The sequence below is a fragment of the Cellulosimicrobium sp. NPDC057862 genome, from assembly GCF_042797035.1.
Taxonomy (GTDB): domain Bacteria; phylum Actinomycetota; class Actinomycetes; order Actinomycetales; family Cellulomonadaceae; genus Cellulosimicrobium.
In genome coordinates this window covers 178,605-205,490 of record NZ_JBHVMH010000006.1, presented here as the reverse complement: position 1 = coordinate 205,490, position 26,886 = coordinate 178,605, and the positions used below count along the sequence as shown (strand labels likewise).

Annotated in this window: 24 protein-coding genes and 2 pseudogenes; 16 read left to right on the top strand and 10 right to left on the bottom strand. The window is 73.6% G+C overall.

Translation table 11 applies throughout. The features are described from left to right. Window positions 1–530: 530 nt before the first annotated feature. A complete protein-coding gene (locus tag ACFVN3_RS10665) occupies window positions 531–1,502 on the top strand; it encodes a patatin-like phospholipase family protein (protein WP_378232786.1) in 972 nt (323 codons plus the stop codon). 73 nt (window positions 1,503–1,575) lie between these two features. On the opposite strand, the gene ACFVN3_RS10660 is transcribed toward ACFVN3_RS10665, so the two are convergent. The 3 genes from ACFVN3_RS10660 to ACFVN3_RS10650 form a co-directional block, all read right to left on the bottom strand. Continuing rightward, the gene (locus tag ACFVN3_RS10660) at window positions 1,576–2,541 is read right to left on the bottom strand and encodes a heme A synthase (RefSeq protein ID WP_378232785.1); all 966 of its coding nucleotides are present in this window, start codon (window positions 2,539–2,541) and stop codon (window positions 1,576–1,578) included. Window positions 2,542–2,605: 64 nt separating this feature from the next. Continuing rightward, a complete protein-coding gene (locus ACFVN3_RS10655) occupies window positions 2,606–3,409 on the bottom strand; it encodes an ABC transporter permease (protein ID WP_378232784.1) in 804 nt (267 codons plus the stop codon). Further along, window positions 3,406–4,368 carry an ABC transporter ATP-binding protein gene (locus ACFVN3_RS10650; protein ID WP_378232783.1) on the bottom strand — a complete coding sequence of 321 codons (963 nt, stop codon included), beginning with the start codon at window positions 4,366–4,368 and terminating at the stop codon, window positions 3,406–3,408. The genes ACFVN3_RS10655 and ACFVN3_RS10650 overlap by 4 nt, the downstream gene beginning before the upstream one ends. Before the next feature lie 232 nt (window positions 4,369–4,600). Between ACFVN3_RS10650 and ACFVN3_RS10645 the strand changes: the two genes are divergently transcribed. The 15 genes from ACFVN3_RS10645 to ACFVN3_RS10575 all read left to right on the top strand — a co-directional run bounded on the left by ACFVN3_RS10645 (window position 4,601) and on the right by ACFVN3_RS10575 (window position 19,757). After that, window positions 4,601–5,425 (top strand): helix-turn-helix transcriptional regulator, encoded by an 825-nt coding sequence (locus tag ACFVN3_RS10645; protein WP_378232782.1) that lies wholly within the window; start codon window positions 4,601–4,603, stop codon window positions 5,423–5,425. Between the two features lie 103 nt (window positions 5,426–5,528). After that, window positions 5,529–6,989: a Fe-S cluster assembly protein SufB gene (gene sufB, locus ACFVN3_RS10640; protein WP_378232780.1), complete on the top strand. Its 1,461-nt coding sequence runs from the start codon at window positions 5,529–5,531 to the stop codon at window positions 6,987–6,989. Window position 6,990: 1 nt separating this feature from the next. Continuing rightward, window positions 6,991–8,244, top strand: coding sequence for a Fe-S cluster assembly protein SufD (gene sufD, locus ACFVN3_RS10635; protein WP_378232778.1), 1,254 nt, complete (start codon window positions 6,991–6,993; stop codon window positions 8,242–8,244). Beyond that, on the top strand, window positions 8,241–8,585 hold the full coding sequence (locus ACFVN3_RS10630) for a non-heme iron oxygenase ferredoxin subunit (RefSeq protein WP_047234320.1): 345 nt from the start codon (window positions 8,241–8,243) through the stop codon (window positions 8,583–8,585). Before sufD ends, ACFVN3_RS10630 begins: the two co-directional genes overlap by 4 nt. 67 nt (window positions 8,586–8,652) lie before the next feature. Next, complete coding sequence (sufC, locus tag ACFVN3_RS10625; protein ID WP_378232777.1) at window positions 8,653–9,435, top strand: Fe-S cluster assembly ATPase SufC; 783 nt, start codon at window positions 8,653–8,655, stop codon at window positions 9,433–9,435. A gap of 29 nt (window positions 9,436–9,464) precedes the next feature. After that, complete coding sequence (locus ACFVN3_RS10620) at window positions 9,465–10,760, top strand: cysteine desulfurase (RefSeq protein ID WP_378232776.1); 1,296 nt, start codon at window positions 9,465–9,467, stop codon at window positions 10,758–10,760. A gap of 11 nt (window positions 10,761–10,771) precedes the next feature. After that, entirely contained in the window at window positions 10,772–11,296 is a 525-nt protein-coding gene (gene sufU / locus ACFVN3_RS10615; RefSeq protein WP_378232775.1) for a Fe-S cluster assembly sulfur transfer protein SufU, read from the top strand. Beyond that, on the top strand, window positions 11,293–11,646 hold the full coding sequence (locus ACFVN3_RS10610; RefSeq protein WP_047234322.1) for a metal-sulfur cluster assembly factor: 354 nt from the start codon (window positions 11,293–11,295) through the stop codon (window positions 11,644–11,646). Before sufU ends, ACFVN3_RS10610 begins: the two co-directional genes overlap by 4 nt. A gap of 210 nt (window positions 11,647–11,856) precedes the next feature. Further along, window positions 11,857–13,308 carry a helix-turn-helix domain-containing protein gene (locus ACFVN3_RS10605; RefSeq protein WP_378232774.1) on the top strand — a complete coding sequence of 484 codons (1,452 nt, stop codon included), beginning with the start codon at window positions 11,857–11,859 and terminating at the stop codon, window positions 13,306–13,308. Between the two features lie 267 nt (window positions 13,309–13,575). After that, window positions 13,576–16,224, top strand: coding sequence for a nitrite reductase large subunit NirB (nirB, locus tag ACFVN3_RS10600; RefSeq protein ID WP_378232773.1), 2,649 nt, complete (start codon window positions 13,576–13,578; stop codon window positions 16,222–16,224). Then, window positions 16,221–16,613 (top strand): nitrite reductase (NAD(P)H) small subunit, encoded by a 393-nt coding sequence (locus ACFVN3_RS10595; RefSeq protein ID WP_378232772.1) that lies wholly within the window; start codon window positions 16,221–16,223, stop codon window positions 16,611–16,613. The genes nirB and ACFVN3_RS10595 overlap by 4 nt, the downstream gene beginning before the upstream one ends. 157 nt (window positions 16,614–16,770) lie before the next feature. Then, window positions 16,771–18,003, top strand: a complete 1,233-nt coding sequence (locus ACFVN3_RS10590) for a glycosyltransferase (protein WP_378232771.1) — start codon at window positions 16,771–16,773, stop codon at window positions 18,001–18,003. Next, on the top strand, window positions 17,993–18,667 hold the full coding sequence (locus ACFVN3_RS10585) for a lysophospholipid acyltransferase family protein (protein ID WP_378232770.1): 675 nt from the start codon (window positions 17,993–17,995) through the stop codon (window positions 18,665–18,667). The genes ACFVN3_RS10590 and ACFVN3_RS10585 overlap by 11 nt, the downstream gene beginning before the upstream one ends. Before the next feature lie 71 nt (window positions 18,668–18,738). Continuing rightward, complete coding sequence (locus tag ACFVN3_RS10580; RefSeq protein ID WP_378232769.1) at window positions 18,739–19,446, top strand: lysoplasmalogenase; 708 nt, start codon at window positions 18,739–18,741, stop codon at window positions 19,444–19,446. Beyond that, entirely contained in the window at window positions 19,431–19,757 is a 327-nt protein-coding gene (locus tag ACFVN3_RS10575) for a hypothetical protein (RefSeq protein ID WP_378232768.1), read from the top strand. Before ACFVN3_RS10580 ends, ACFVN3_RS10575 begins: the two co-directional genes overlap by 16 nt. Before the next feature lie 3 nt (window positions 19,758–19,760). On the opposite strand, the gene ACFVN3_RS10570 is transcribed toward ACFVN3_RS10575, so the two are convergent. From ACFVN3_RS10570 to ACFVN3_RS10540, 7 genes and pseudogenes are all read right to left on the bottom strand, one after another. Next, complete coding sequence (locus ACFVN3_RS10570) at window positions 19,761–20,330, bottom strand: DapH/DapD/GlmU-related protein (protein ID WP_378232767.1); 570 nt, start codon at window positions 20,328–20,330, stop codon at window positions 19,761–19,763. 9 nt (window positions 20,331–20,339) lie between these two features. Further along, window positions 20,340–21,218 (bottom strand): helix-turn-helix transcriptional regulator, encoded by an 879-nt coding sequence (locus ACFVN3_RS10565; RefSeq protein WP_378232766.1) that lies wholly within the window; start codon window positions 21,216–21,218, stop codon window positions 20,340–20,342. An 85-nt stretch (window positions 21,219–21,303) separates the two neighbouring features. Further along, on the bottom strand, window positions 21,304–21,711 hold the full coding sequence (locus ACFVN3_RS10560) for a cupin domain-containing protein (RefSeq protein ID WP_378232765.1): 408 nt from the start codon (window positions 21,709–21,711) through the stop codon (window positions 21,304–21,306). 25 nt (window positions 21,712–21,736) lie between these two features. Then, a pseudogene (locus tag ACFVN3_RS10555) lies at window positions 21,737–22,327 on the bottom strand (zinc-binding dehydrogenase); the annotation flags it as partial. A 57-nt stretch (window positions 22,328–22,384) separates the two neighbouring features. Beyond that, window positions 22,385–22,780 (bottom strand): annotated as a pseudogene (locus ACFVN3_RS10550) (alcohol dehydrogenase catalytic domain-containing protein); the annotation flags it as partial. A 94-nt stretch (window positions 22,781–22,874) separates the two neighbouring features. Next, a complete protein-coding gene (locus ACFVN3_RS10545; protein ID WP_378232763.1) occupies window positions 22,875–24,197 on the bottom strand; it encodes a PP2C family protein-serine/threonine phosphatase in 1,323 nt (440 codons plus the stop codon). A 91-nt stretch (window positions 24,198–24,288) separates the two neighbouring features. Continuing rightward, entirely contained in the window at window positions 24,289–26,739 is a 2,451-nt protein-coding gene (locus ACFVN3_RS10540) for a DNA topoisomerase (ATP-hydrolyzing) subunit A (protein WP_378232762.1), read from the bottom strand. Window positions 26,740–26,886: the final 147 nt, after the last annotated feature.

Below are 26,886 nucleotides of genomic sequence, written 5' to 3'. Positions count from 1 at the left end.
GGTGGTGCCGCGTCTACCATCCGCCGCTCGTTCCTCGCGGCTCCCGCCAGGCCCGCCACGACGCGGCACCACCACCCACCCCGCCCGGCGTCGTCTCGCCCTGGTCGGTCCTCGGCCGGGTGGCTGACCGCGGCGTCGGCCCGCCTGTGCCGAGCTGGCCCGCGGGTGGGCCTGACCGTCGGGGCGACCCACCCGTCGTCGGGCACGGCCTGGGCTCTTCCTTGGCAGACCACGGCTCTACCCTGGCCAACCACGGCTCTACCTCGTGCGACCACGGCTCTACTTCGGCGGGTGTGGTTCGTGCCACGCGGGTCTGAGACCCGACCCGCGAACGTCCTCCCGACGGCCGCAAAGGCCGTGTGCCGGGGCGGTCCTGCGTGCTAGCGTCGGGCCCGATCGTGCACCGAGCCGAGGGGGTGAGTCCCGTGAACGCTGTGTCCGTACCGGGCGCTCCCTCGCTGCCCACGATCGCGCGACGGCCGTAGTCGTCGTCGGGAGCGCTCGCCACCTCATCGCGAGAGGCGACTCCCATGAGCACCACACCTTCTTCTGCACCGGGTACCTCGACAGCAGGTCTCCCGACACCTCACCCCACGACCTCGGCCCCGGTCCCGACGACGGGCGAGCGTGCCCTCGTGCTCGGGGGCGGCGGGTCCACCGGCAACGCGTGGTTGATCGGGGTCGTCGCCGGTCTGGCCGACGCCGGGCTGGACGTGTCCACGACCGCGGACCTGACCGTCGGGACGTCGGCCGGGTCGACGACGGCGGCGCAACTCGCCGGTGCGACGCCCGCGGACCTGTACGCCGCCGCCCTCGTCGCGCCCACGCGCCCGCAGGCGGGGCCGGGCGGCTCGAACAGGGGCGGTGACCGCACGCGGCAGGCCGCGGACCAGATGGCCCAGACGGCCGCGGTCGTCGCCGGTGCCCGGGACGCGGCGGACATGCGCCGCCGGCTCGGGGAGGCGGCGCTCGCGCTGCCCGGGTCGTCGGACGAGACGGTGCAGTCCCGGTGGCGGGCCACCGTCGCCGCGCGCCTGCCGAACCCGTCCTGGCCCCAGCGGGCCGTCCTGCTCACCGCCGTCGACGCGCGGACCGGTGAGCCCGTCGTCTTCGACCGGCACAGCGGGGTCGACCTGGTCGACGCCGTCGCGGCGAGCTGCGCGAGCGGGTTCGCCTACCGGGTCGGGGACGAGCAGTACCTCGACGGCGGATACCGCCGCAACGAGAACGCGGACCTCGCGGCGGGGCACCGGCGCGTGCTGGTGCTGTCGCCCTTCGGCGGCAGGACGCGGGCACCGCTGGACTGGGGCTTGCAGCTCTCGGCCCAGGTCGACGAGCTGCGGGAACGGGGGAGCGAGGTCGAGGTGATGGTCCCGGGGCCTGAGGCCGACCACCTGTTCGGCCCGCAGGCCATGGACCTGTCGCTCCGGCCGGCGGCGGCCGAGGCCGGGTACGGGCGGGGCACCGCGCTCGCGGAGCGCGTCGCAGCGCTCTGGCGCTGAGGTCCGCTGACTGACGCTGACTGGCGCTGACGCAGCGGTGGCCCTGGACTCTCGGGCCCGGGCCACCGCTCGCTCAGGCGCGGGTGCGGGTCGTCAGGACGACGCGCGTGGAACCGGCGACGAGGAGCGCCGAGCCGAGCATGTGCAGCCCCACGAGGAGCGCGGGCAGCCCCGTGAAGTACTGGACGTACCCGATCAGTCCCTGGCCAAGGGTGATCGCGAGCAGGATCCAGGCCGCACGGCGCACCTGCTGCGGCCCACGGCGGACGCTTACGAGATAGGCGACGAGGACGGCGACGAAGACCCACACGGCCCACGCGTGGACCTTGCTCATGAGCGCCGGGTCGACGGCCAGGCGGTACCCGACCTCCTCGTCGCCGCTGTGCGGACCCGCCCCCGTGACGATGACGCCGAGGACGACGATCAGCGCCGTCAGCCCGTACAGCGTCCACGCGAGCGCGCGCGAGCGCGACGCGACCGTGGGGACGGGTGGCCCGTCGCCCTCCCCGGACCGGTGGAGGAGGAGCAGCGAGACGGAGACGAGCGCGGCCGAGACGACGAAGTGCAGCGACACCCACCCCGGGTGCAGGTGCAGCAGGACGATCACGCCGCCGATGACCGCCTGCGCGGCGACGCCGACGAGGGGGACGGCGCCGAGGAGCCGATAGGACAGGACGCGCGAGCGGTCGGTCCACACGAGCACGAGCGCGGCGATCGCGATGACGCTCAGCACCCCGGTGAGCGTGCGGTTCCCGTACTCGATGAACTGGTGGTACGTCGTCTCGGGGTGGAACTTCGCCGCGAACTGCCCGGGCTCGCACTGCGGCCAGGTCGAGCATCCGAGCCCCGAGCCCGTGAGCCGGACGGCACCGCCGGTGACGATGATGCCGATCTGCGCCACGAGGTTCGCGACGAGCACCGGCCGGGTCCAGCGGCGCAGCGGCGCGAGCCGGTCCGGGCGTGCGGCGCCGTCGCCTGAGGCGGCGCCTGCCGGGCTGTCGGCGGGAGCGGGGTCGAGCGCGGGGGGCGGGGTGCTCACGGTCCCACGGTATCGGGACGACCCTGCAGCCCCGGAATCTCGCGGGTGTGAGATGCGCCCGGGCTCAGGTCCAGCGGAAGAGCTTGCCCGCGCCCCAGCCGAGCGCGGCGGTCCAGCCGAGCAGCACGACGACGGAGAACGGCGGCACGGACCCGTCGAGCAGCGCACCGCGCATCGCCTCGCCGAGCGCGCCCGACGGCAGCAGGAGCGCGACGTGCTCGAGCGGGCCGGGGAGCTGGTCGGCCGGGACGAGGACGCCGCCGCCGACGGTGAGCAGCACGAGCACGAGGTTCGCGACGGCGAGCACGCCCTCGGCGCGCAGCGTCCCGGCGAGCAGCATCGCGAGCGAGGTGAAGGCGGCGGTCCCGAGCAGCACCGCGAGCACGGCCGCGGGGATGCCTGCGGGGTCGGGCTGCCAGCCGAGCGCGAGCGCGACGCCCGTGATGACGACGACCTGCACGACCTCGACGGCGAGGACGCCGAGCACCTTGCCCGCCAGGAGGCCGCCGCGGCCCAGCGGCGTGGTCGACATGAGGCGGAGCACGCCGTTGCGGCGGTCGAACGCGGTCGCGATCGCCTGCGACGTGAACGCCGTCGACATCACGGCGAGCGCGAGGACGCCGGGCGTCACGAAGTCGACGCGCGTCGCGCCGCCCGTGTCGAGGTCGACGAACGACGTGAGCACCAGCCCGAGCAGGAGCATGACGGGCAGGATGATCGTCACGAGGAGCTGCTCGCCGTTGCGCAGGATCATGCGCGTCTCGAACGCCGTCTGCGCGACCACGCGGCGCCACGCGGGCGCGGCGAGCTCGGCGGCCCGCGTCTGGCTCTCCGCCTCGGGCGTGGTCGACGTCGGGGTCGCGCTCATCGCAGGTGCCGTCCCGTGAGGTCGAGGAACACGTCCTCGAGCGTGCGGCGGCCCACCGTGACGCGCGAGGCGAGGACGCCGCGCGCGGCGAGCCACGTCGTCAGCGCCACGAGCGTCGCGGGGTCGGCGGGCCCGGTGAGGGTGTACGAGCCGGGCTGCGGCTCGGCGACGACCCACGCGCCCGGAGCGACGCCGTCGGGCACGCCCACCCCGGCGAGCGCGTCACGCAGGCCGCCGAGGTCGAGCGCCGGCGTCGCCTCGAAGCGGACCGTGCGGTCCGCCTCGCCGTCGGCCCCGGTCTCGAGCAGGTCGCGGGTCGCGCCCGCGGCGATGACCTTGCCGTGGTCGACGACGTACACGTGGTCGGCCAGGTCCTCGGCCTCGTCCATGAGGTGCGTCGTGAGGACGATCCCGACGCCCTCGGCGCGCAGCTCGCGCACGAGTTCCCACACGGCGTGGCGGCTCTGCGGGTCCATGCCTGCGCTCGGCTCGTCGAGGAAGACGACCTCCGGACGCCCGACGATCGCTGCGGCGAGCGCGAGGCGTTGCCGTTGGCCACCGGACAGCCGCCGGACGGTCGTGCGCCCGAAGCTCTCCAGGCCGAGGCGCTCGGTGAGCTCGCCGACGTCGCGCGGCCGCGCGTACATCGACGCGACGTGCCGCAGCATCTCCAGGGCGCGCACGCCCGTCGGGAGCCCGCCGTCCTGGAGCATGACGCCGACGCGCGGGCGCAGGTCGCGAGCGTCGGTCAGGGGGTCGAGACCGAGGACCTCGACGCGCCCGGCGTCGGGGGAGCGCAGGCCCTCGCAGCACTCGACCGTCGTGGTCTTGCCGGCGCCGTTGGGGCCGAGCACCGCGGTGATCGCGCCGCGCTCGGCGGAGAGGGACACGCCGTCGACGACGGCACGACCGTCGTAGCGCTTGACGAGGTCGTGCACGAGCACGGCGGGGGCGGGCACCCGGCCGATTCTAGGGGGCGGGTCCGCCGCTCAGGGCCTGCGCCCGGCCCGGACCGCACGGGTGTCGCGTACGCCACATCTCGACATCTCAGGGGGTGGTCTGAGGGTCGCCTTGCTTGCGTTCGGGCAATTAGGGAACAACCATGTTGTCTATATCGGTTCCAGATCTGTCACCCCGTGCCAGACGCGCGCCGCACGCGCGCGCCCACGGGACGCACCACGGGAGGTGAGCATGGCCGCAGGATCCGTCCGACCGAACGCGCTGCGCCCTGCCGCCCCCGCAGCCGGGCAGGCCGCTGTGCCCGCCGCCGACGCCGACCGCCGCACGCGCGAGCGCGTGCTCGAGCTCGTGGCGAGTGCCGGTCCCGTGAGCGCCGCCGACCTCGCCGCCACGCTCGGGCTCACCCCCGCCGCCGTCCGACGCCACCTCGCCCTCCTCGAGGACGACGACCTCGTCGCCGTGCACGACGCCGGGCACCCCACCGGGATGCGCGGCCGTCCCGCGCGGCGGTACGTGACGACGTCGGCCGGGCAGGGTGAGTTGAGCGGCACCTACGCCGACCTCGCGACCCAGGCACTGCGGTACCTGCGCGACATCGCCGGGCCGGACGCCGTCGAGCGCTTCGCGCAGGACCGCCTCGCCGAGCTCGCCGACCGCTACGAGGGACGGCTCGACGCGGACGACGTCGAGGGCCGCGCCGCCCAGCTTGCGGCGGCGCTCGCCGACGACGGGTACGCGGCGAGCGTGCGCCCCGTCCCCGGCACCTCCGCGGTGCAGCTGTGCCAGGGCCACTGCCCGGTGCAGCACGTCGCCGAGGAGTTCCCGCAGCTGTGCGAGGCGGAGGCGCAGGTCTTCGCCAAGCTGCTCGGCTCGCACGTGCAGCGGCTCTCGACCCTCGCGACAGGTGCGCACGCGTGCACGACCAACGTCCCGGTGGGCCTGCCGGTCCCCGCACCGCGGGCGGCCCCTCCGCTCCGAGACCATGACGGCCACGCTCACGCAGGCCATGACCACGACGTCCGTGCGCGAGGGCGCCCGACGTCGGGCGAGACCTGACCCGAGGGGCGCACCGCCGCCCCGAGGCACGCACGACTCCCCCCGCACGAACCTTTGTACCGACTGCCCCCGCCCGCACACGACGGACAGTGGAAGGACGACCATGAGCGCTCCCACCCAGGACGCCACCGGCACGGCCCAGCCGACCGGTGAGAAGCAGACCGACGACGAGATCATCGCCTCGATCGGTGCCTACGGATACGGCTGGCACGACAGCGACGCCGCCGGCGAGGCCGCGCAGCGCGGCCTGTCCGAGGACGTCGTGCGCAACATCTCGGCGCTGAAGAACGAGCCCGAGTGGATGCTCAAGACGCGGCTCAAGGCCCTGCGCCTCTTCGACAAGAAGCCGATGCCGAACTGGGGCTCCGACCTCACGGGCATCGACTTCGACAACATCAAGTACTTCGTGCGCTCCACGGAGAAGCAGGCCGCCTCGTGGGACGACCTGCCCGAGGACATCAAGGAGACGTACGACAAGCTCGGCATCCCCGAGGCGGAGAAGCAGCGCCTCGTCGCGGGCGTCGCGGCCCAGTACGAGTCCGAGGTGGTCTACCACCAGATCAACGAGGAGCTCGAGCGCCAGGGCGTCATCTTCCTCGACACGGACACCGCGCTGCGCGAGCACCCGGAGCTCTTCCAGGAGTACTTCGGCACCGTCATCCCGTCGGGCGACAACAAGTTCGCCGCGCTCAACTCCGCCGTGTGGTCGGGCGGGTCGTTCGTCTACGTGCCGCCGGGCGTGCACGTCGAGATCCCGCTCCAGGCCTACTTCCGCATCAACACGGAGAACATGGGCCAGTTCGAGCGGACGCTGATCATCGCGGACGAGGGCTCGTACGTGCACTACGTCGAGGGCTGCACCGCGCCGATCTACTCGTCCGACTCGCTGCACTCCGCGGTCGTCGAGATCATCGTCAAGAAGAACGCGCGCGTGCGCTACACGACCATCCAGAACTGGTCGAACAACGTGTACAACCTCGTGACCAAGCGGGCGACCGCGGCCGAGGGCGCGACGATGGAGTGGGTCGACGGCAACATCGGCTCCAAGGTCACCATGAAGTACCCGGCGATCTACCTGCTCGGCGAGCACGCGCGCGGCGAGACGCTCTCGATCGCGTTCGCGGGCGAGGGCCAGCACCAGGACGCCGGGGCCAAGATGGTCCACGCGGCGCCGCACACGTCGTCGTCCATCGTGTCGAAGTCGGTCGCGCGCGGCGGTGGCCGTACGTCCTACCGCGGCCTGGTCCAGGTCCTCGAGGGCGCCTCGCACTCGGCCTCGACCGTGCTGTGCGACGCGCTGCTCGTCGACCAGATCTCCCGGTCCGACACCTACCCGTACGTCGACGTCCGCGAGGACGACGTGTCCATGGGGCACGAGGCGACGGTCTCGCGGGTGAGCGAGGACCAGCTGTTCTACCTCATGTCCCGAGGCATGGAGGAGACCGAGGCGATGGCCATGATCGTGCGCGGGTTCGTCGAGCCCATCGCGCGCGAGCTGCCCATGGAGTACGCGCTCGAGCTCAACCGCCTCATCGAGCTGCAGATGGAAGGGTCCGTCGGCTGATATGACCACCACCACCATTCCCGAAGAGGCCGGTCTGACCACCGACCACTCGCGCGCGCAGGCCGACGGGGCGCACTCCCACGGCGTCGTGCCCCAGGGCTCGCGCGCCGAGCGGCTCACGTCGTTCGACCTCGCCGACATCCCCGTGCCCTCCGGGCGCGAGGAGGAGTGGCGCTTCTCGCCCGTCGCGCGCCTCGCGCCCCTGTTCGACGAGAAGCTCGTCGGGCAGAGCGGCGGCGGCGACGTGCGCGTCACGGTCGTCGAGGCCCCCGAGGTCGAGGTCGCGATCGTCGGTCGTGACGACGAGCGGCTCGGCACCGCCGGCAAGCCGGGCGACCGCACCGCCGTCACGGCGTGGAACGCGTTCGAGCAGGCCACGGTCGTCACGGTGCCCAAGGAGGCCGTGGCGTCCGACGTGACGTCCGTGCGCGTCGAGGGCCACGGCTCCACGCCGACCGCGAGCCACGTGCTCGTGCGCGCCGAGCGGCACTCGGAGGCCGTCGTCGTGCTCGACCACGTCGGGACCGCGACTCTCAACGAGACGGTCGAGATCGTCGTCGAGGACGGCGCGCACCTCACCGTCGTGTCCGTCCAGGACTGGGCCGACGGCGCGGTGCACGCGTCGTCGCACCGCGCCCGCATCGGGCGCGACGCGCGGCTCAAGCACGTGGTCGTGACGCTCGGCGGCGACGTCGTGCGCATCACCCCCGACGCCGAGTTCACGGCCGAGGGCGGCGACGTCGAGATGGTCGGCCTCTACTTCGCGGACGCGGACCAGCACCAGGAGCACCGCCTGTTCGTCGACCACGCCGTCCCGCGCTGCAAGTCGCGCGTCACCTACAAGGGCGCGCTGCAGGGCGAGGGCGCGCACGCCGTGTGGGTCGGGGACGTGCTCATCCAGGCCGAGGCCGAGGGCACCGACACCTACGAGCTCAACCGCAACCTCGTCCTCTCGGACGGCGCGCGCGCGGACTCGGTGCCGAACCTCGAGATCGAGACGGGCGAGATCGAGGGCGCGGGGCACGCGTCAGCGACCGGCCGGTTCGACGACGAGCAGCTCTTCTACCTCCAGGCCCGCGGCATCCCGGAGGCCGAGGCGCGCCGCCTCGTCGTCCGCGGTTTCTTCGCGGAGCTCATCCAGGAGATCGGCGTCGCGTCGGTCGAGGAGCGCCTGCTCGAGGCGATCGAGCGCGAGCTCAGCAAGTCCATGTCGATCATCGACGGGAGCGCCGAGCTCGCCGAGGCGACCGCGTGACCGCACAGCCCGCCTGCACGACGTCCGACCTCGGCCCGGAGGAGGCGCTCCGCGTCGAGCTCCCGGCCGAGGACGGGCGCGTCGTCGAGGTCGCGGTCATCCGTGACGGCGACGGCGACTGGCACGCGATCTCGGACATCTGCTCCCACGGGGCGGTGTCCCTGTCGGACGGCGAGGTCGAGGGCTGCTTCGTCGAGTGCTGGCTGCACGGCTCGCAGTTCGACGTGCGGACCGGCATGCCGACCGCGCTGCCCGCGATGCGGCCCGTGCCCGTGTACCCGGTGACGGTCGACGGCGAGCAGGTGCTCGTCGACGTCGACCGCGTCGTCGCTCCCACCTGACCTACATCCTGAACCGGCGCGCCGCGCGCGCCCCACGGCTCACCAGAACCTCTTGGAGAAGAACCACATGTCCACTCTCGAGATCCGCGACCTGCACGTCAGCGTCGAGACCAAGGAAGGGCCGAAGCCGATCCTGCGCGGCGTCGACCTGACGATCGCCAGCGGCGAGGTCCACGCCATCATGGGCCCGAACGGCTCGGGCAAGTCCACGCTCGCCTACTCGATCGCCGGCCACCCCAAGTACCAGGTCACCAGCGGCACCGTGACGCTCGACGGCGAGGACGTCCTCGCGATGAGCGTCGACGAGCGCGCCCGCGCGGGCCTGTTCCTCGCCATGCAGTACCCGGTCGAGGTCCCCGGCGTGTCCGTGTCGAACTTCCTGCGCACCGCGAAGACCGCGATCGACGGCGAGGCCCCCGCGCTGCGCCACTGGGTCAAGGACGTCAAGGGCGCCATGGAGCGCCTGCGCATGGACGACTCCTTCGCTGAGCGCTCGGTCAACGAGGGCTTCTCCGGCGGTGAGAAGAAGCGCCACGAGATCCTCCAGATGGAGCTCCTCAAGCCGAAGTTCGCCGTCCTCGACGAGACGGACTCGGGCCTCGACGTCGACGCGCTGCGCATCGTCTCCGAGGGCGTGAACCGCGTCCACGGCGCGACGGACGCGGGCATCCTGCTCATCACGCACTACACGCGCATCCTGCGCTACATCAAGCCGGACTTCGTCCACGTCTTCGTCGACGGCAAGGTCGCCGAGGAGGGTGGCCCGGAGCTGGCCGACCGCCTGGAGGAGGAGGGCTACGACCGCTACCTCTCCGGCTCGGTCGAGTCCGCCTCCGCCGCCTCGGCCTGAGCGGACGCACCACCCCTGAGGAGACGACCATGACGACCACCGCGCACAGCTCCCCCCTGACGGCGACCGAGCTCGCCGCCGTGCGGGCGGACTTCCCGCTGCTCGAGCGCACCGTGCGCGGTGGTCGTCCGCTCGTCTACCTCGACTCCGCGGCGACGTCGCAGAAGCCGCAGGTCGTCCTCGACACCGAGGTCGACTTCTACGAGGAGCGCAACGCCGCCGTGCACCGCGGCGCGCACCAGCTCGCCGAGGAGGCGACCGAGGCGTTCGAGGACGCCCGCGCGGATGTCGCGGCGTTCGTCGGGGCGCGCCCGGGCGAGATCGTCTGGACGTCCGGCGCGACGGCGGCGATCAACCTCGTCGCGTACGGGATCTCGAACGCGACGCTCGGCCGCGGGGGAGAAGCGGCCCGCCGCTTCGCGCTCGCGCCGGGCGACGAGATCGTCATCACCGAGGCCGAGCACCACGCGAACATCGTGCCGTGGCAGGAGCTCGCGGCCCGCACGGGCGCGGTCCTGCGCTGGTTCGACGTCGACGACGACGGGCGCGTGCGCGTCGAGGACGCGGCGACCGTCATCACCGAGCGCACGCGGATCGTCGCGTTCGCGCACGTGTCGAACGTGACGGGCGCGATCACGCCGGTCGAGCCGATCGTGGCCCGGGCGCGCGAGGTCGGGGCGCTCACCGTGCTCGACGCGTGCCAGTCCGTGCCGCACCTGCCCGTGGACCTGCCCGCGCTCGGCGTCGACTTCGCCGCGTTCTCGGCGCACAAGATGCTCGGCCCCACGGGCGTCGGCGCGCTGTACGGGCGGCGCGAGCTGCTCGAGGCGCTGCCGCCCGTGACGACCGGCGGGTCGATGATCGAGGTCGTCACGATGACCGAGTCGTCGTACATGGCGCCGCCGCAGCGGTTCGAGGCGGGCACGCAGGCTGTCGCGCAGGTCGTCGGGTTCGGCGCAGCCGCGAAGTACCTGCACGAGCTCGGCATGGAGGGCGTCGCGGCGCACGAGCACGAGCTGGCCGACGAGCTGCTACGCATCGGGGAGATCCCGGGCGTGCGGATCATCGGCCCGCGCGAGCCGGAGGACCGGCTCGCGGTCGTGTCGTTCGTCGTGGACGGCGTGCACGCGCACGACGTCGGCCAGGTGCTCGACGACGCCGGCATCGCCGTGCGCGTCGGTCACCACTGCGCCCAGCCCCTGCACCGCCGGTTCGGGATCGCCGCGACCGCGCGCGCGTCCGCGTCGGTGTACACCACGCGCGAGGACGTCGACGCGTTCCGGGAAGCATTGGCCGGGGTGCGCGCGTTCTTCTCGGTGGACTGAGAGAGGACCCGATGAGCTCGATCGAGCAGATGTACCAGCAGGTCATCCTCGACCACGCGAAGACCCCGCACGGCCGGGGCCTGGTCGAGGTGGCGGACGGCGCGGCGAGCGGCCAGTCGCACCAGGTGAACCCCACGTGCGGCGACGAGGTGACGCTGCGCGTCGAGCTCGCCGGCGACACGATCGGCCGCGTGAGCTGGGAGGGGCAGGGCTGCAGCATCTCGCAGGCCTCGCTGTCCGTGCTCACCGACCTCGTGTCCGGCCGGCCCGTGACCGAGGCCGAGCACCTGGGCGAGGTCTTCCGCGAGCTCATGGGCTCGCGCGGCAAGGGCCTCGACGAGGCCTCGGAGGACGAGCTGGGCGACGCCACGGTGTTCACCGGTGTCTCGCAGTACCCTGCGCGTATCAAGTGCGCCCTGCTCGGCTGGGCCGCGCTGCGCGACTCGCTCGTCACCTCGGGCGCGCTGAGCGCCCACACCGCAGCAGCTTCCGACGCGGCGCTCGCCGCGCGGGGAACGACGGAGGAGAACCGATGACCACCGAGACCGGCGCGCCCGCAGAGGGCGTCACGCCCAGCCCGCCGAACGTCGCCGACGTCGAGGAAGCCATGCGTGACGTCATCGACCCCGAGCTCGGCATCAACGTCGTCGACCTCGGCCTCGTCTACGGCATCCAGATCGACCAGAACAACCACGCCGTCATCGACATGACGCTCACGTCCGCGGCGTGCCCGCTGACCGACGTCATCGAGGACCAGTCCGCGCAGGCCCTCGAGGGTCTCGTCGACGGCTTCCGCGTCAACTGGGTCTGGATGCCGCCGTGGGGTCCGGAGAAGATCACGACGGACGGCAAGGAGCAGCTGCGCGCGCTCGGGTTCAACGTCTGACGATCGACCCGTCCGTCCACGACGCCGCGTCCCCTCTGGGGGGCGCGGCGTCGTGCTGTCTCCGGCCGTGCGACCCGCAGGGCGCGGCCCACGGACGTGCCGCTCCGGACCTCCGCTGCTCACGATCCGATTGCGATCCTTCCGGTGCGTTGACGAGGACTGTCCTGAGTGTTGGGATATGTGCGCCCACACCACTTTTCGGAGGATGACGTGACACAGCAGGACCAGACCGGCGCGGGCGGCTCCCCGCGGCAGGTGCGCTACCGCGGCCGACACCTCCCGATGGTCGCGGTGGTCATCGCGGCGACCATCGCCACCGCGCTGGCGTACAGCGGCATGGTCCTGTTCGGTCTCGAGGTGGCGCACATGTCGCCGCTCGAGGCGTACGGGCTCGCGGGCTTCCTCGAGATCAGCCTCGTCGCCGTGGCGCTCATGGCGCGCAACGCGGCACTGGAGGGTCGCCCGTACGGCGTCCTCCTCGCTCTCACCTGGGTGCTCTCGGGCACGTCCGGTCTGTTCGCGGCGCTGCACGAGATCGCCGTCCCGACGGCGAGCACCCCGTACATGGTGGTGTTCCGGTTCGTGCCCCCGCTGGTCGCCGCGCTCATGTGGCACCTCGCCCTGGTGGGGGAGCGGCACATGGTGACGGGTCACACGCTCGAGGAGCGGCGGCGTGAGCTGCGCGTCCACGGGTACGTCTCCGCCCTGGAGCAGTGGCGCGACGCGCGCGCGGACAGCGCCGGCTCGGCTGGGGACCTGCGCAAGGTCCGTGCCGCGCACGAGCGGCAGCGCTCGGCGCGTGACGCCGCGCTCAAGCTGCTGACCGTCGAGGACTTCGAGCGCCGCATGCTGGTCTGGGTCGACCGGCTGGAGGCCGCGGAGCGGCACGGCAACCGTCTCGACCTCATCGGGGCGAGCTCGGTGAAGCGCGGTACCGCACGGGGGCCGGCCGAGGCCGCGGGGCCGACCGAGGCGACGGCAGTCGTCGTCTCCCGGACCGCCGCGCCGGCCGCGACGCTCGTCGAGACGCACCGCCAGGAGACCCTCGCGCTGGAGTCCGCGCGCGACACCGAGGCCCGCACGGAGACCCCGACGCCCGTCGAGCAGGTCCGGGACCTTCCGGCCGCCGAGCCGCGCCAGGAGAGCCCGGCCGCCGTCGCGCCGGCCGAGGCGCCCGCCGTCGAGCGGGACGTGGAGCCGGAGCCGGAGCCGGAGATCGAGTCCGCGCGCGAGGCGAACGACGAGAAGCCCTACGCGCCCGAGACGGCGTTCGAGGCGCTCCCCGACCTCGAGGCGCGGGTGAAGGAGCTGTTCGGGCGTCCGCTCCCCTGGGACCAGCCCGTCCCGGAGGACGACGACGCGGCGCCGGTCGTGGAGCCCCCCGCGGTGACGGGTCACACGCGGCGCGTCGAGGTCTTCGACCTCGTGGGCGGCACGAACGGCGCGCAGCCCGCGGCGACGGATGCCGACGACGCGTCGCTCGGCGAGGACCCGACCGCGGAGCGCGACCGTCGTATCGTCGAGCTCGCCCGCCAGGGCATGAACCAGCGCGAGATCGCCCAGAAGGTCTCGGCGTCGCGGTCGACCGTGAGCCGCGTCGTGCGTCGGTACGAGGACCAGCGGGCCGTGGCCGACGACGACCGCGAGCTCGCGAACGTCTGACGCGCGTCGCCACGCGCCGCGTCGGGCCATGACAGCCGGTACCCGGCGATCCGCCATCCGACGCCGCGTCCCCGCCCCGGGGGCGCGGCGTCGTGCTGTCCGCACCGAGCCGGGGCGCGCACGTGGTGGCCTTCGATGGGGGTACTGAGGACCTTGGTCCCAGACGGCTGATGTGGTCAGACCACCTCCCCTAGGGTCGGGAGCAGGGCACCGGCCGCACGCGGACCGGGACCTCGACGCAGCCCCCGCCTCCCGAAAGTGCTCCCCGTGGCCTCCCTCTCTCACCCCCCGTCGGACGCGCTCGCTCCCGCCGCCGGCGGTCCCCTGGACGGCGACCGGATCGTCGTCGTCGGCGCCGGCATGACGGCCCACCGCCTGGTCGCGGGCCTGCGCTCGCGCGACCCCGAGGGCGGCTGGTCGCTCACGGTGATCGGCGACGAGCCGCACGAGCCGTACGACCGCGTGCACCTGTCGGAGTGGTTCGACGCGCGCGACGCCCAGGCGCTCGCGCTCGACCGCGGCGTGTGGGACGACCCGCGCGTCACCCTCGTCACCGGTGACGCGGTCGCGTCGCTCGACCGCACGGCGAGCGTCGTGACGACCCGCTCGGGCCGCCAGGTCCACTACGACCGTGCGGTGCTCGCGACGGGCTCGTGGGCGTGGACGCCGCGCGCGGAGGGCACGGACCTGCCGGGGCTGTTCACGTACCGCACGCTCGACGACGTCGAGCGGCTCGCCGAGTGGGTCCGCCTGCGCGAGCGGGCGCTGGGCCGGGCAGTGCGCGGCGTCGTCGTGGGCGGCGGCGTGCTGGGCCTCGAAGCCGCTGCGGCGCTCCAGCGCCTGGGCGCGGAGGCCACCGTCGTCGAGTTCGCCGACCGGCTCATGAGCGTCCAGCTCGACCAGGGTGGCGGCGAGATGCTGCGCCTGCTCGTCGAGGACCTCGGAGTGACGGTCCGTACGGGCGCGGGCGCGCACCGGTTCCTGCCCGCGGGCGACGGGTCCGTGGGCTCGGTCGAGCTCACCGACGGGTCCGCGCTCCCGACCGACGTCGTCGTCTTCTCCGTCGGCATCCGCCCGCGCGACCGCGTGGCGCGCGAGGCGGGCCTGGCCATCGGCGAGCGCGGCGGCGTCGTCGTCGGCGAGGCGTGCCAGACCTCCGACCCGGGCGTCTGGGCGATCGGCGAGTGCGCCTCGGTCGACGGCGTGTGCGCGGGCCTGGTCGCGCCGGGGAACGACATGGCGGACGTCGTCGTCGACCGCTTCCTCGGTGGCGAGCGCGTGCACCGCCGCGCCGACGACGGCACGAAGCTCAAGGGCGTGGGCGTCGAGGCGGCGTCGTTCGGCGACGTCAACGCGGTGAGCGCGGGCGCGCTGGAGGTGTCGTTCGTCGACCCGATCCACCGCCGCTACCGCAAGCTCGTGCTCTCCGACGACGCGACGACGCTGCTCGGCGGTGTGTTCGTCGGCGACATCGAGCTCTACTCCGCGCTGCGGCCCTTGCTCGGCCGCCCGCTCGGCGCCGACCCCGCCGCCGTCATCGCGCCCGACGGCGAGGGACTGGCCGACACCGAGCTGCCCGACGAGGCCGTCGTCTGTTCGTGCAACAACGTGGACGCGGGCACGGTCCGCTCGGCCGTGACCGAGCACGGCTGCCGGACGATCGGGCAGGTCAAGGAGTGCACGACGGCCGGCACGGTGTGCGGGTCGTGCGTCCCGGCGCTCACCAAGCTGCTGAACTCGGAGCTGTCCCGGGCGGGCGTGACGGTCTCAGACGCGCTGTGCGAGCACTTCGCGATGTCCCGCGCCGCGCTGTACCGGATCGTCCGCGAGGAGGGGCTGCGGACGTTCTCCGAGATCGTCGCGGCGCACGGGACCGGGCGCGGGTGCGCGGTCTGCCGCCCGACGGTCGCCTCGATCCTCTCGACCCTGCGTCGCGGCCATGTGCTCGAGGGCGAGCACGCCGCGCTGCAGGACACCAACGACCACGTCATGGCGAACCTCCAGAAGAACGGCACGTACTCGGTCATCCCGCGGATGCCCGGGGGAGAGGTGCGCGCGGACCAGCTGCTGGAGTTCGCGAAGGTCGCCGACGACTTCGGGCTCTACGTGCGCGTGACCGGCGGCCAGCGCCTGGCGATGTTCGGCGCGCGCCTCGACCAGCTCCCGGAGATCTGGCGGCGCCTGACGGCCGTGGGCTTCGAGTCCGGGCACGCGTACGGGAAGTCGCTGCGCACGGTGAAGACGTGCGTCGGGCGCACGTGGTGCCGGTTCGGCGTGCAGGACTCGTCGGCGATGGCGGTGCGGCTCGAGCTGCGCTACCGCGGGCTGCGCTCGCCGCACAAGATCAAGTTCGGCGTCTCGGGCTGCGCGCGCGAGTGCGCCGAGGCGCGCGGCAAGGACGTCGGGATCATCGCGACGCACAAGGGCTGGAACCTCTACGTCGGCGGCAACGGCGGAGCCCAGCCGGCCCACGCCCAGCTCCTCGCCGAGGACCTCGACGACGAGACGCTGGTCCGCTACGTCGACCGGTTCCTCATGCTCTACGTCCAGGAGGCCGACCGCCTCCAGCGCACGGCGCCGTGGGTCGCGGAGCGCGCGGGCGGGCTGGACGAGCTGCGGCGCGTCGTCGTCGAGGACTCGCTCGGGATCGCGGACCAGCTCGAGGCCGCGATGGCCGAGCACGTGCGCGACTACGAGGACGAGTGGGGCGCGACGCTCGCCGACCCGGCCAAGCTGCGCAAGTTCACGCCGTTCGTCAACGCGCCCGAGGCGGTCGACGGCGACCTCGCGTTCGTCCCCGAGCGCGGCCAGGTCCGTCCCGCCGACGAGGGCGACGCCGTCGCCTATCCCGACCCGCGCGCCGCGCGCGACGCCGCGCTCGTGGCGGCCCGTGCCGAGCTGGAGGACGCCCGATGAGCAGGTTCGTCGACATCTGCGCGCTCGACGACCTCGACCCGGAACGCGGGGCCGGCGCGCTCCTGGGCGACACCCAGGTCGCCGTCTTCCGGCTCGCCGACGGCACCGTGCGCGCGGTCCAGCAGCGCGACCCGTACTCGGGCGCCAACGTCATGTCGCGCGGCCTCGTCGGCACGCACCGCGTGACCGGTGACGACGGTCTGGAGCGCGACGTCGACACGGTCACCACGCCCATGCTCAAGCAGGTGTGGGACGTCGACACCGGCGAGGTGCTCGACGCCGGGGGCAAGGACCGCAGGCCGCTGGCGGTCTTCGCGGCCGAGGTGCGCGACGGGCGCGTCCTGGTCGCCCGCACGCCCACGGAGCGCGCACCCGCACCGTCGCGCTGACCGGCAACCCCGCGTGCGGGCACCGCTCCGGCGGCAAGCCATGGGCGCGACGACACGCCCCCGGCGGTTCCGCGCCCGGTCCGCGGCGGTCGCCTAACCTGGCGCCATCCCGTCAGCAGGCGCGGACCACGCGCCGCGCGTCGCAAGGGAGCCGCGGGTGCGCGTCCTGCTCGTCATCGACCAGTTCGAGGATCCCACCAACGGGACCACGATCTCCGCGCGGCGCTTCGCCGTCGCCCTGCGTGAACGCGGCCACGCCGTGCGCGTCGCGTGCTGCCGAGGCGCGGCCCGCCGGGGTGACGCCGACGCCGAGACCTCGACGGACGACGTCGTGCACTACCGGCTGGAACCCCTCGGCGTCCCGGGCTTCGACCGGGTCATCGCGGGCCAGGGCTGGGTCCTCGCCAAGCCCGACGACGACGTGCTGCGCGACGCCCTGGGCTGGGCCGACGTCGCGCACGTCATGTCGCCGTTCTGGCTCGGCTCCCGGGCCAAGCGGCTCGCGGACGCGCTCGGCGTCCCGTCCACCGCCGCGTTCCACGTGCAGCCCGAGAACGTGACGTACAGCCTCGGCGTGGGGCGTGTCGGGCCGCTCAACGACCTCGTGTACGCGGTGTTCCGGCCGTTCTACGACCGGTTCGGGCACGTCCACTGCCCCAGCCGGTTCATCGCCGGGGAGCTGCGCGCCCACGGCTACCGGGCGGCCCTGCACGTCGTGTCCAACGGCGTCGACCCGGGGTTCGTCCCGCGCACGCTGCCGAAGAGCGCCGACCTGGCCGACCGGTTCGTCATCACCATGACCGGACGGCTGTCGCGCGAGAAGCGGCAGGACGTGCTCCTCGACGCGGTGCGCCGGTCCCGGCACGCCGACCGCATCCAGGTCGTGCTCGCCGGTCGCGGTCCGCTCGCCGAGCGGTACGCCCAGCAGGGTGCGACGCTGCCGCACCCGCCGCGGATCGGCTTCCTCGCCCAGGACGAGCTCCGCGACGTGCTCGCGGCGAGCGACCTCTACGTGCACGCCGCCGACGCGGAGATCGAGGCGCTCGGCTGTCTCGAGGCCGTCGCGACCGGCCTCGTCCCGGTGATCTCCGACTCCCGCGCGTCGGCGACCGGGCAGTTCGCGCTCGACGAGCGCAGCCTCTTCCGCGCCGGGGACGCCGCAGACCTCGCGCGCGCGATCGACTACTGGATCGAGCACGACGACGAGCGGCTCCGTATGGGCCCGGCCTACGCCGAGGTCGGCCGGGAGCACGCGCTCAACGTGTGCGTCCCGCAGATCGAGGAGATGCTGCGCCAGGCGGTCGTCGAGGGAGGCGGCTCGGTGGACCCCGCGCCGGTCGACCGGGACGACGCGGCGGACCGGGCGCCGGGGCGCACGCATGAGCGCTGACCGCGGTCACGGGTCCGCGGCGCCGCGGCTCTGGAGCCGTTTCGACGCGGGGTTCTTCGACGTCGCCATGGCCGTCGTGCGGTGGTACGGGTACGTCGTCCACGGGCTGCGGGTCACGGGGCGCGAGCACCTCGGCGGCGAGCGTGGTGGGGTCGTCACGGTCGCCAACCACGTGCACTACCTGGACAGCCCGTGGGTCGCCGGACAGTTCCGCGGCCGGCGCGCCGCTGTCGTCTCCCAGCCGTCGAACTTCCACCTGCCCGTGGCGGGTGTCCTGGTCAGCCACCTGCTCGCCGTCCCGTTGCCTCGCGGACCCGGAGAGCTCTCCGGGTTCGAGGCGCGGCTGCGCAGGACCATCGACGCCGGCCAGGGCGTCCACTTCTTCCCCGAGGGCGCGCTGGTCATGTACGACACGACACTGCGGCCGTTCCGGCGCGGCGCGTTCGTCTACGCCAGCCGCCTCGACGTGCCGGTCGTGCCGATGGTCTTCACCTACGGCCGACGGCCCTGGTGGCGTCTGCGGCCGCCGATCCGGCTGACGATCCTGCCGGCGGAGCATCCCTGCGGCGCTGCTCCCGCCGACGTCGCCGAGCTCCTCGCGCGCTGCCGGGCGGTGATGGAGTCGGTCGTCGCAGGGGCTCCCGATGACGCGGTCCGGCGGTGACGACGTCGGGGCCTACAATCGCTCGTCCCGGCAACGATGCCGGCAGCACCACCGAAGGAGTCCCGACACCCATGCTCGCCGCGTGGGGCGCGCTCGCCCTGCTCACCCTCGTCCACCTCGCCGCGCAGCTCGCGGGCGCCTCGGCCCTCGCGGACACGTCGCAGTGGTTCCTCATGCCCCTCCTCGCGGTCTGCCTGTGGCTCGCCACACGACGGCGCGACGGCGTCGGCTCGGGCCGGCGCTCGCGGCTGGTCGTCCTCACCCTCGTCGCGCTGGGCTTCTCGTGGCTCGGTGACACCGCCCCCGACCTCGCCGACGGCGACACGGCGTTCCTCGTCATGGTGGGCTTCTTCCTCTGCGCCCAGGTGACGTACACGCTCGCGTTCTGGCCCTATCGCGCGGGGTCCGTGGTGCGTCGTCCGCTCGTCCTCGCGCCGTACCTGCTCGCGTTCCTCGTCCTCGTCGCCGCGTGCGCGCCGGGTGCCGGCTCGCTCCTCGTCCCGGTCGTCGTCTACGGCGCGTGCCTCGTGCTGATGGCCGTGACGGCGACGGGCGTCGACCGCCTCGCGGCCGTCGGTGGCGCGGTGTTCCTCGTGTCCGACGCGCTCATCGCGCTGAACGCGTTCGCGCCCTGGTACGCCCTGCCCGCCCACGGTTTCTGGGTGATGCTCACCTACGTCGTCGGGCAGGTGCTCCTCGTCCTCGGCGTGCTCCGGCGGGAGCGCGTCGCAGCGGTGCCCGTCGAGGAGAAGGGCGGCGCCGCGTGGGCGTCGACGTGACGCTCGCGCGGATCGTCCAGGAGGGGACGAGCCCGCGACGTCGTTCGACGACGTCGATCGCCGTGGTGCTCGACGACGGCGACGTGCTGGCCCGCCTCCTTCCCGCCAGCGGGTTGCCGATGCTCGCGCGTGTCGACCCCTACGGTGACGTCGTCCTCAGCGGCTCGGAGATGGAGCAGCTCCTCGACGAGCTGCACGTCCTGAGGTCCAGGTCGGATCGGTCCGAAGCCGTCGTCATCGACAAGGTCGTCGTGCTCGCCGAACGGTGCCGTGGGGAACCTGGGTGCGAGCTGCGGTTCGAGGGCGACTGACCCTCAGGCGTCGAGCGAGCGGACGACGCGCGCGGGCGTGCCGACGACGACGGTGCGTGCGGGGACGTCCCGGGTGACGACGGAGCCGGCCCCGACGACGGCGTCGTCCCCGACGGTGACGCCCGGGAGGACGGTCACGTTCGCGCCGAGCCACACGTTGCGGCCGAGGACGACGCGCGCGGGGTGCAGGTCGGCGCGTCGGGCGGGGTCGAGGTCGTGGTCGAGCGTCGTGAGGACGGCGTTGTGACCGACGAGGCAGCCGTCCCCGACGACGATGCCGCCCTGGTCCTGGAACCGGCAGCCGGAGTTGATGAAGACGTCCCGGCCGAGGGTGAGGTTCTTGCCGAAGTCGGCCGTGAAGGGCGGGAAGAGGCTCACGGACTCGTGCACGGGCCTGCCCGTCAGCTCCGCGAGCAGCTCGCGGACGCGCTCGGGCGAGCGGTAGGCGCCGTTGAGCTCGCCGGCGATGCGCAGCGCCTCCTGGCTCGTGCGGTGCATGACGGCGTGCAGCGGCGATCCGCCGCGGATCGTCCGGCCGGCGTCGAGCTCGGCCAGCAGGTCGTCCAGGTCCATGGGTTCCTCTCAGTCGGTGCGGGACGGCGCGGCGGCCGAGGCCTCGGTGGCCGTCCACGACGCGAGCAGGCGCAGCGACTCCTCGGTCGGGGAGCCCGGCGTCGCGGTGTACACGGTCATGCCGAGCCCGGGGTCGCCGTGGAGCTCGAGCGTCTGGTAGTGCAGCTCGAGGTCCCCGACGACGGGGTGGCGGAACGTCTTCTGCCCGGCGTAGTGCCGCCGCACGTCGTGGGACGCCCACAGCTCGCGGAACCGCTCGCTGCGCGTCGACAGCTCGCCCACGAGCGCCTGGAGACGCCGGTCGTGCGGGCTGCGGCCGGCCTCGCGACGCAGGATCGTGACGTTCGTCCAGGCCGCGCGGTCCCAGTCGGGGTAGAAGTCGTGCGACGCGGGGTCGAGGAAGATGTGCCGCGAGAAGTTGGCCGGGCCCGCGGAGCCCGCGACCATCGGCGCGTACATCGCGTACCCGAGCGCGTTCGCGGCGACGAGGTCCATGCGGTTGTTCTGGATGAACGCGGGCGCCGTGGTGATCGCGTCGAGCAGGTACTGCAGCTCGGGGCGCACCGGCGTGTCGCCGTGGCCGCGCTGCGGGCGGGCGCCGACGGGGTTCGCGGTGCGCGCGAGGTCGAGCAGGTGCTCGCGCTCGGCGGCGTCGAGCAGCAGGGCGCGCGCGACGGACTCGAGCACGACGTCGGACACGCCCCGCAGGTTCCCGCGCTCGAGCCGGGTGTAGTAGTCCACGCTCACGCCCGCGAGCCGGGCGACCTCGTCGCGCCGCAGGCCCTCGACCCGGCGGCGGCCGCCGAACGTCTCGATGCCGGCAAGCTCGGGCGTCACCCGGGCACGGCGGCTCATGAGGAACTCGCGCACCTCGGATCGGTTGTCCATGGCCTCCACGTCTTTCACGGTACGTCGGGACGACGGCGGGTCGCGCGGGCTGGAGGATCGTGACCCTCCCGCCCGCGTGGTCGCGTCAGCCGGGGTACTCCTCGGGGGTGAGGAGGTCGCCCCACGTCGTCTCCGGCTCGTCGGAGCCGGGCGCGGGCGCCTCCCAGAGCGCGAGGTGGCACAGGAAGCTCTCGCCCGTCGCGCCGTGCCAGTGCCACTCTCCCGGGGGTGTGTAGACGGTGTCGCCCGGCCGGAGCTCGACGACCTCCTCGCCCCGCGACTGCACGTAGCCGAACCCCTCGGTGACGTGCAGGGTCTGCCCGACGGCGTGCCGGTGCCACGCGGTGCGCGCCCCGGGGGCGAAGCGCACGAGGTTCAGGCGCGACCGGGACGGCTCCGTGCCCGCGTAGTAGGCGTTGAACCAGACGTCGCCGGTGAACCAGGCGGCGGGTCCCTTCACGGTCGGCGTCGTCGGCTGCCTCTCGGTGCTCATGTCTCTCCTCCTGTCAGGGTGCGGCTCAGAACGCGACGATCGTCTTGAGGGACTCGCGGCGGTCCATCGCGGCGTAGCCCTCGGCGATGTCGTCGATCGCGACGGTCTTGTCGAACACCCGGCCGGGGTCGATCTCGCCGCGGAGCACCTGCGGGATCGCGTCCTCGAGGTACGCGCGGACGGGCGCGGGCCCGCCGGTGAGGGTGATGTTTCGGCCGAACAGCGAGCCGAAGCCGACCGGCGCGTCCTCGTACTGCGGGACGCCGACCCGGCTGATCACGCCGCCGGCGCGCACGACCCCGTAGGACTGCTCGTAGGCGGGCATGTGCCCGACGGCTTCCAGCACGACGTGGCTGCCCAGGCCGTCCGTGAGGTCGAGGACCCGCTGGATCCCCTCGGCGCCCCGCTCGGCGACGACGTCGGTCGCGCCCCACTCGCGCCCCAGGTCGGTCCGCGACGTGTGGCGGCCCATGAGGATGATCCGCTCGGCGCCCATCTGCCGTGCCGCGAGCACGGCGGACAGCCCGACCGCGCCGTCGCCGATCACGGTGACGGTCGTCCGCGCGGACACGCGCGCCATGTGCGCGGCGTGGTAGCCGGTGAGGTACACGTCCGAGAGCGTGAGCAGCGACGGCAGGAGCGGGCTCGTCTCGTCGACGTCCGGCACGGCGACGAGGCTGCCGTCCGCGAGCGGGATGCGCGCGAGCTCGGCCTGCTGACCGCCCACGTCGCCGGGGTTGCCGTAGAAGCCGCCGTGGGGGCAGGCGGTCTGGAAGCCGTCGCGGCACACGGGGCAGGTGTTGTCCGACCACGCGAACGGCGCGATCACGAGGTCGCCCGGGCGGACCGTGGTGACGACCGACCCGGTCTCCTCGACGACGCCCAGCAGCTCGTGGCCGATCGGGACGCCCTGGTCGGTGTGCGCCATGGAGCGGTACGGGTGCAGGTCCGAGCCGCAGACGCACGTGCGCACCGCGCGCACGATCGCGTCGGTCGGCTCGAGGATCGTCGGGTCGGGACGGGTCTCGACCCGGACGTCGCCCGCGCCGTAGATGACGGTGGCCTTCATGGAGCTCTCCTTGCTGTGGGGTGCGCTCACCATTCGACACCTGCCCCCGGGCCACGTGGGAGTCCCGCTCCAGCAGGGTTCTGGCAGTACCTGGCTAGGCGCCCACGGTCGTGCGCTCGTGGTCGCCGTCGACGTGCACCATGACGAGCGCGACGTCGTCCTGCGAGCCGAGCGGCACCAGCTCCGCGAGGAGGGCGTCGAGCAGCTCCTCGGGCGGCACGTCGCCCAGCGCCTCGACGCGGCCCGGCAGCTCGTCGAGCACGTCTCGCAGCGACCGGTCCCGGCGCTCCACGAGCCCGTCGGTGTAGAGCAGGAGCGTGTCGCCCGGGCCGAGCGACGTCTCGTGCTCGGCGCGCGGGCCGCCCAGCCCGACGCCGAGCATTGGCGACGGGCGCGCCGTGAGCAGGTGCGCGGCCCCGTCGGCGCGACGCACGACGGGCGGGACGTGCCCGGCGCTCGCCCAGCGCACCGCGCGCCCTCCCGTCGGGCCGGACGTGCCGATGCGCGCGACGGCGACGGTGGACAGCGCCTGGAGCCCGAGCCCCTCCGCGGTGCGCTCGGCGGCATCGAGCGCCTCGGCGGGCCCGGCGTCCGTCGCGAACGCGACCGAGCGCAGCACGCCGCGCAGGTGGCCCATGTGGGCCGCGGCGGCGACGTCGTGCCCCGTCACGTCGCCGACGACGACGGTCGTCTCGCCGTCGGGGTGCACGAACGCGTCGTACCAGTCGCCGCCGACGTGGACCTCCGGCACCGCCGGCCGGTACCGCACGTCGATCGTCAGGCCGGGGATGAGCGGGGGAGGCGTGAGCACGGAGTCCTGGAGCGCGAGCGAGGCGCTGCGCTCGCGTGTGATCACGTCCGCGTACCGGTCGACGGACGACCCGAGCAGCAGGGCCTGGTCGACGACCGAGAGCGCGGTGGGGTCCGCAGTGCCGGCCGGGAGCTCGACCGCGGGCGCCGTCGTCCCGCCGGCCTGCACGACGGACGTCACGTCCTCCGCGCGGTGGACGACGGCCGTGACCCGGCCCGCGGCGTCGAGCACCGGGAGGTTCGTCGTGATCCACCAGCGCTCGGCCCACCCGCCGCCGGGCCCGCGCAGGTCGTACCGGTGCGGGCCGATCATCTCGAGACGTCCCGTCCGCGCGACGCGCTCGAGCGACAGCACGACCCGGTCGACGGCGCTCCCGTCCGGCCCGTGGGCGGGAAAGACGTCGAGGTAGTGGCGCCCGACGACGGCGCTCGCGGACGCGCCGATGGTGCGCAGGAGCGACTCGTTCGCGTCGAGGATCGTGAGGTCGGGCGCGAGCACCGCCTTGGGCGCGATGAGGACCGAGAAGACCGCGTGGTAGTCGACGGGGGCGGCCGCCCCGTCCACCTCCGGAGGCGTGCCGAAGACGCCCCCTTCGTCCTGTCCCACACCCCGAGCCTGCCCCGATCCCGGGAACTCGCAAGAGCGGGGGTGCGCCCGCCCTCCCGCCCGGCGCGCGACAGCGGCCGGGCGGGAGGGCCTACCCGACGGCCGTGACGGGGGACGTGAGCGGCGTGCCCGACCCGTCGCGGCGCTGGTCGACCTCCGGCAGGTCGACGGCCTGGCCGCCGGAGCCCGTGGCACGGGCGGGGCCCTGGCCGACCCAGGCGAGGATGAGCGCGTCCTCGCCCTTGAGGAACCGCTGCGCCCGGACGCCGCCGGTGCCGCGGCCCTTGCCGGGGTAGAGCTCGTACGGCGTGACCTTGCCGGCCCCGGTCTGGGTGCCTGCGAGGGCGCCCGACGACCCGGCGACGGTGACGACGACGCCGAGGTCGCGCACGTCGGCCGGGATGACGCCGAAGAACGCGACGCGGTGGCCGTCCGCGAGCCGGATCCCGGCCATGCCGCCGGCCGCGCGCCCCTGGGGCCGCACGGCGGACGCGTCGAAGTGCAGGAGCGACGCGTCGGAGCTGACGAACACGACCTCGTCCGCGTCGGTCGCGGGCGCCGCGCCCACGACGGCGTCGCCGTCCTTGAGGCCGATGACCTCCCAGTCGTCGCGGTTGTTCGGCACGTCGCCGGGGGTGACGCGCTTGACGACGCCCTGCGCGGTGCCGAGCGCGAGCGGGGGAGCGTCGGCGTCGAGCGACGCGATCGTCACGGCCTCCTCGCCCGGCTCGAGCCCGACGACCTCGCTGAGCGGCACACCGCCCGACAGGCTCGGCGCGTTGTCGGTGGGCGGCAGCGCGGGCAGGTCGAGCACGGAGACGCGGACCATGCGCCCGCGGCTCGTCACGAGGCCGACCTCGCCGCGCGCCGTCGTGCGCACGACGGCGCGCAGCACGTCGTGGGCCGCGCGGGGCCCGGTGCGCGCGGGCTCGGTCTCGTCGCTCGTGCGCGCGAGCAGGCCCGTCGCGGAGAACAGCGCCCAGCAGGGCGTGTCCGCGACCTCGAGGGGCACGGCCGCGGTCGTGGTCGGTGCGGCGCCTGCCGACTCCAGGAGGATCGTGCGGCGCGGCGTCCCGTACGTCTTGGCGACGTCGGCCATCTCGCCCGACACCACCGAACGCAGCTTCGCGTCGCTGCCGAGGATCTCCTGCAGCGCCTCGATCTCGCGGCGCAGGGTCTCCTGCTCCTTCTCGAGCTCGATGCGGGAGAACTTGGTGAGGCGGCGCAGCTGGAGCTCGAGGATGTACTCCGCCTGCGGCTCGGACAGGTCGAACACGGTCTGGAGGCGTCCGCGGGCCGTCGCGGTGTCGTCGGACGACCGGATCACCTGGATCACCTCGTCGATGTCGACGATCGCGATGAGCAGGCCGTCCACGAGGTGGAGCCGCTCGGACCGCTTGCGCAGCCGGTAGGCCGAGCGGCGGCGGACCACGTCGATGCGGTGGTCCACCCACACGGTGAGCATCTCGCGCAGGCCGAGCGTGCGCGGCTGGCCGTCGACGAGAGCGACGTTGTTCATGCCGAACGAGTCCTCGAGCGGCGTGAACTTGTAGAGCTGCTCGAGCACCGCCTCGGGGTTGAAGCCCGTCTTCACCTCGACGACGATCCGCAGCCCGTGCTCGCGGTCCGTGAGGTCGGTCGCGGCGGTGATGCCCTGGATCTTCTTGGTCTTGACGCCCTCCGCGATCTTCTCGATCACCTTCTCGGGCCCGACGAGGTAGGGCAGCTCGGTGATGACGATGCCCTTGCGGCGCGGCGTGAGGTTCTCGACGCGAGCCGTGGCGCGCGTGCGGAACGTCCCGCGTCCCGTGCGGTAGGCGTCGCGGACGCCGTCGAGCCCGACGATCTTGCCGCCCGTCGGCAGGTCGGGGCCGGGGACGAACCGCATGAGCGCCTCGAGGTCGGCGTCCGGGTGCGCGACGAGGTGGCGCGCCGCCGCGACGACCTCGACGAGGTTGTGCGGCGCCATGTTGGTGGCCATCCCGACCGCGATGCCCGACGCCCCGTTGACCAGCAGGTTCGGGATGGCCGCCGGCAGCACCTCGGGCTGCTGGAGCTTGTTGTCGTAGTTCGGCACGAAGTCCACGACGTCCTCGTCGAGCCCGGCCGTCATCGCGAGCGACGGGGGAGCGAGACGGGCCTCGGTGTACCGGGAGGCGGCGGGGCCGTCGTCGAGCGTGCCGAAGTTGCCGTGCCCGTCGACGAGCGGGAGCCGCAGCGAGAAGTCCTGCGAGAGGCGTACGAGCGCGTCGTAGATCGCCGCGTCGCCGTGCGGGTGCAGCTTGCCCATGACCTCGCCGACGACGCGCGCCGACTTCACGTGCGCGCGGTCGGGGCGCAGCCCCATGTCGGCCATCATGTAGAGGATGCGGCGCTGCACGGGCTTGAGACCGTCGCGCGCGTCGGGCAGGGCGCGGGAGTAGATGACGGAGTAGGCGTACTCGAGGAACGACGTCTCCATCTCCGCCTGGACGTCGACGTCGACGATCTTCTCGTTCACCTCGGCCGGGTCGAGCGAGGGGGTCGAGGACTTGCGCGCCATGGGCCTGCGGGCTCCTGCCGTTCGGTGCGCCGCGAGGGCGCGGGATCTGTGCCGGCGTGCGCCGGCGGTGACGTGCTGCGGTTGCGTGCCGCACGCGAGGGTACGCCAACCGTCCGACACGCCAGGTCGCGATGCTGTCGAGGGACC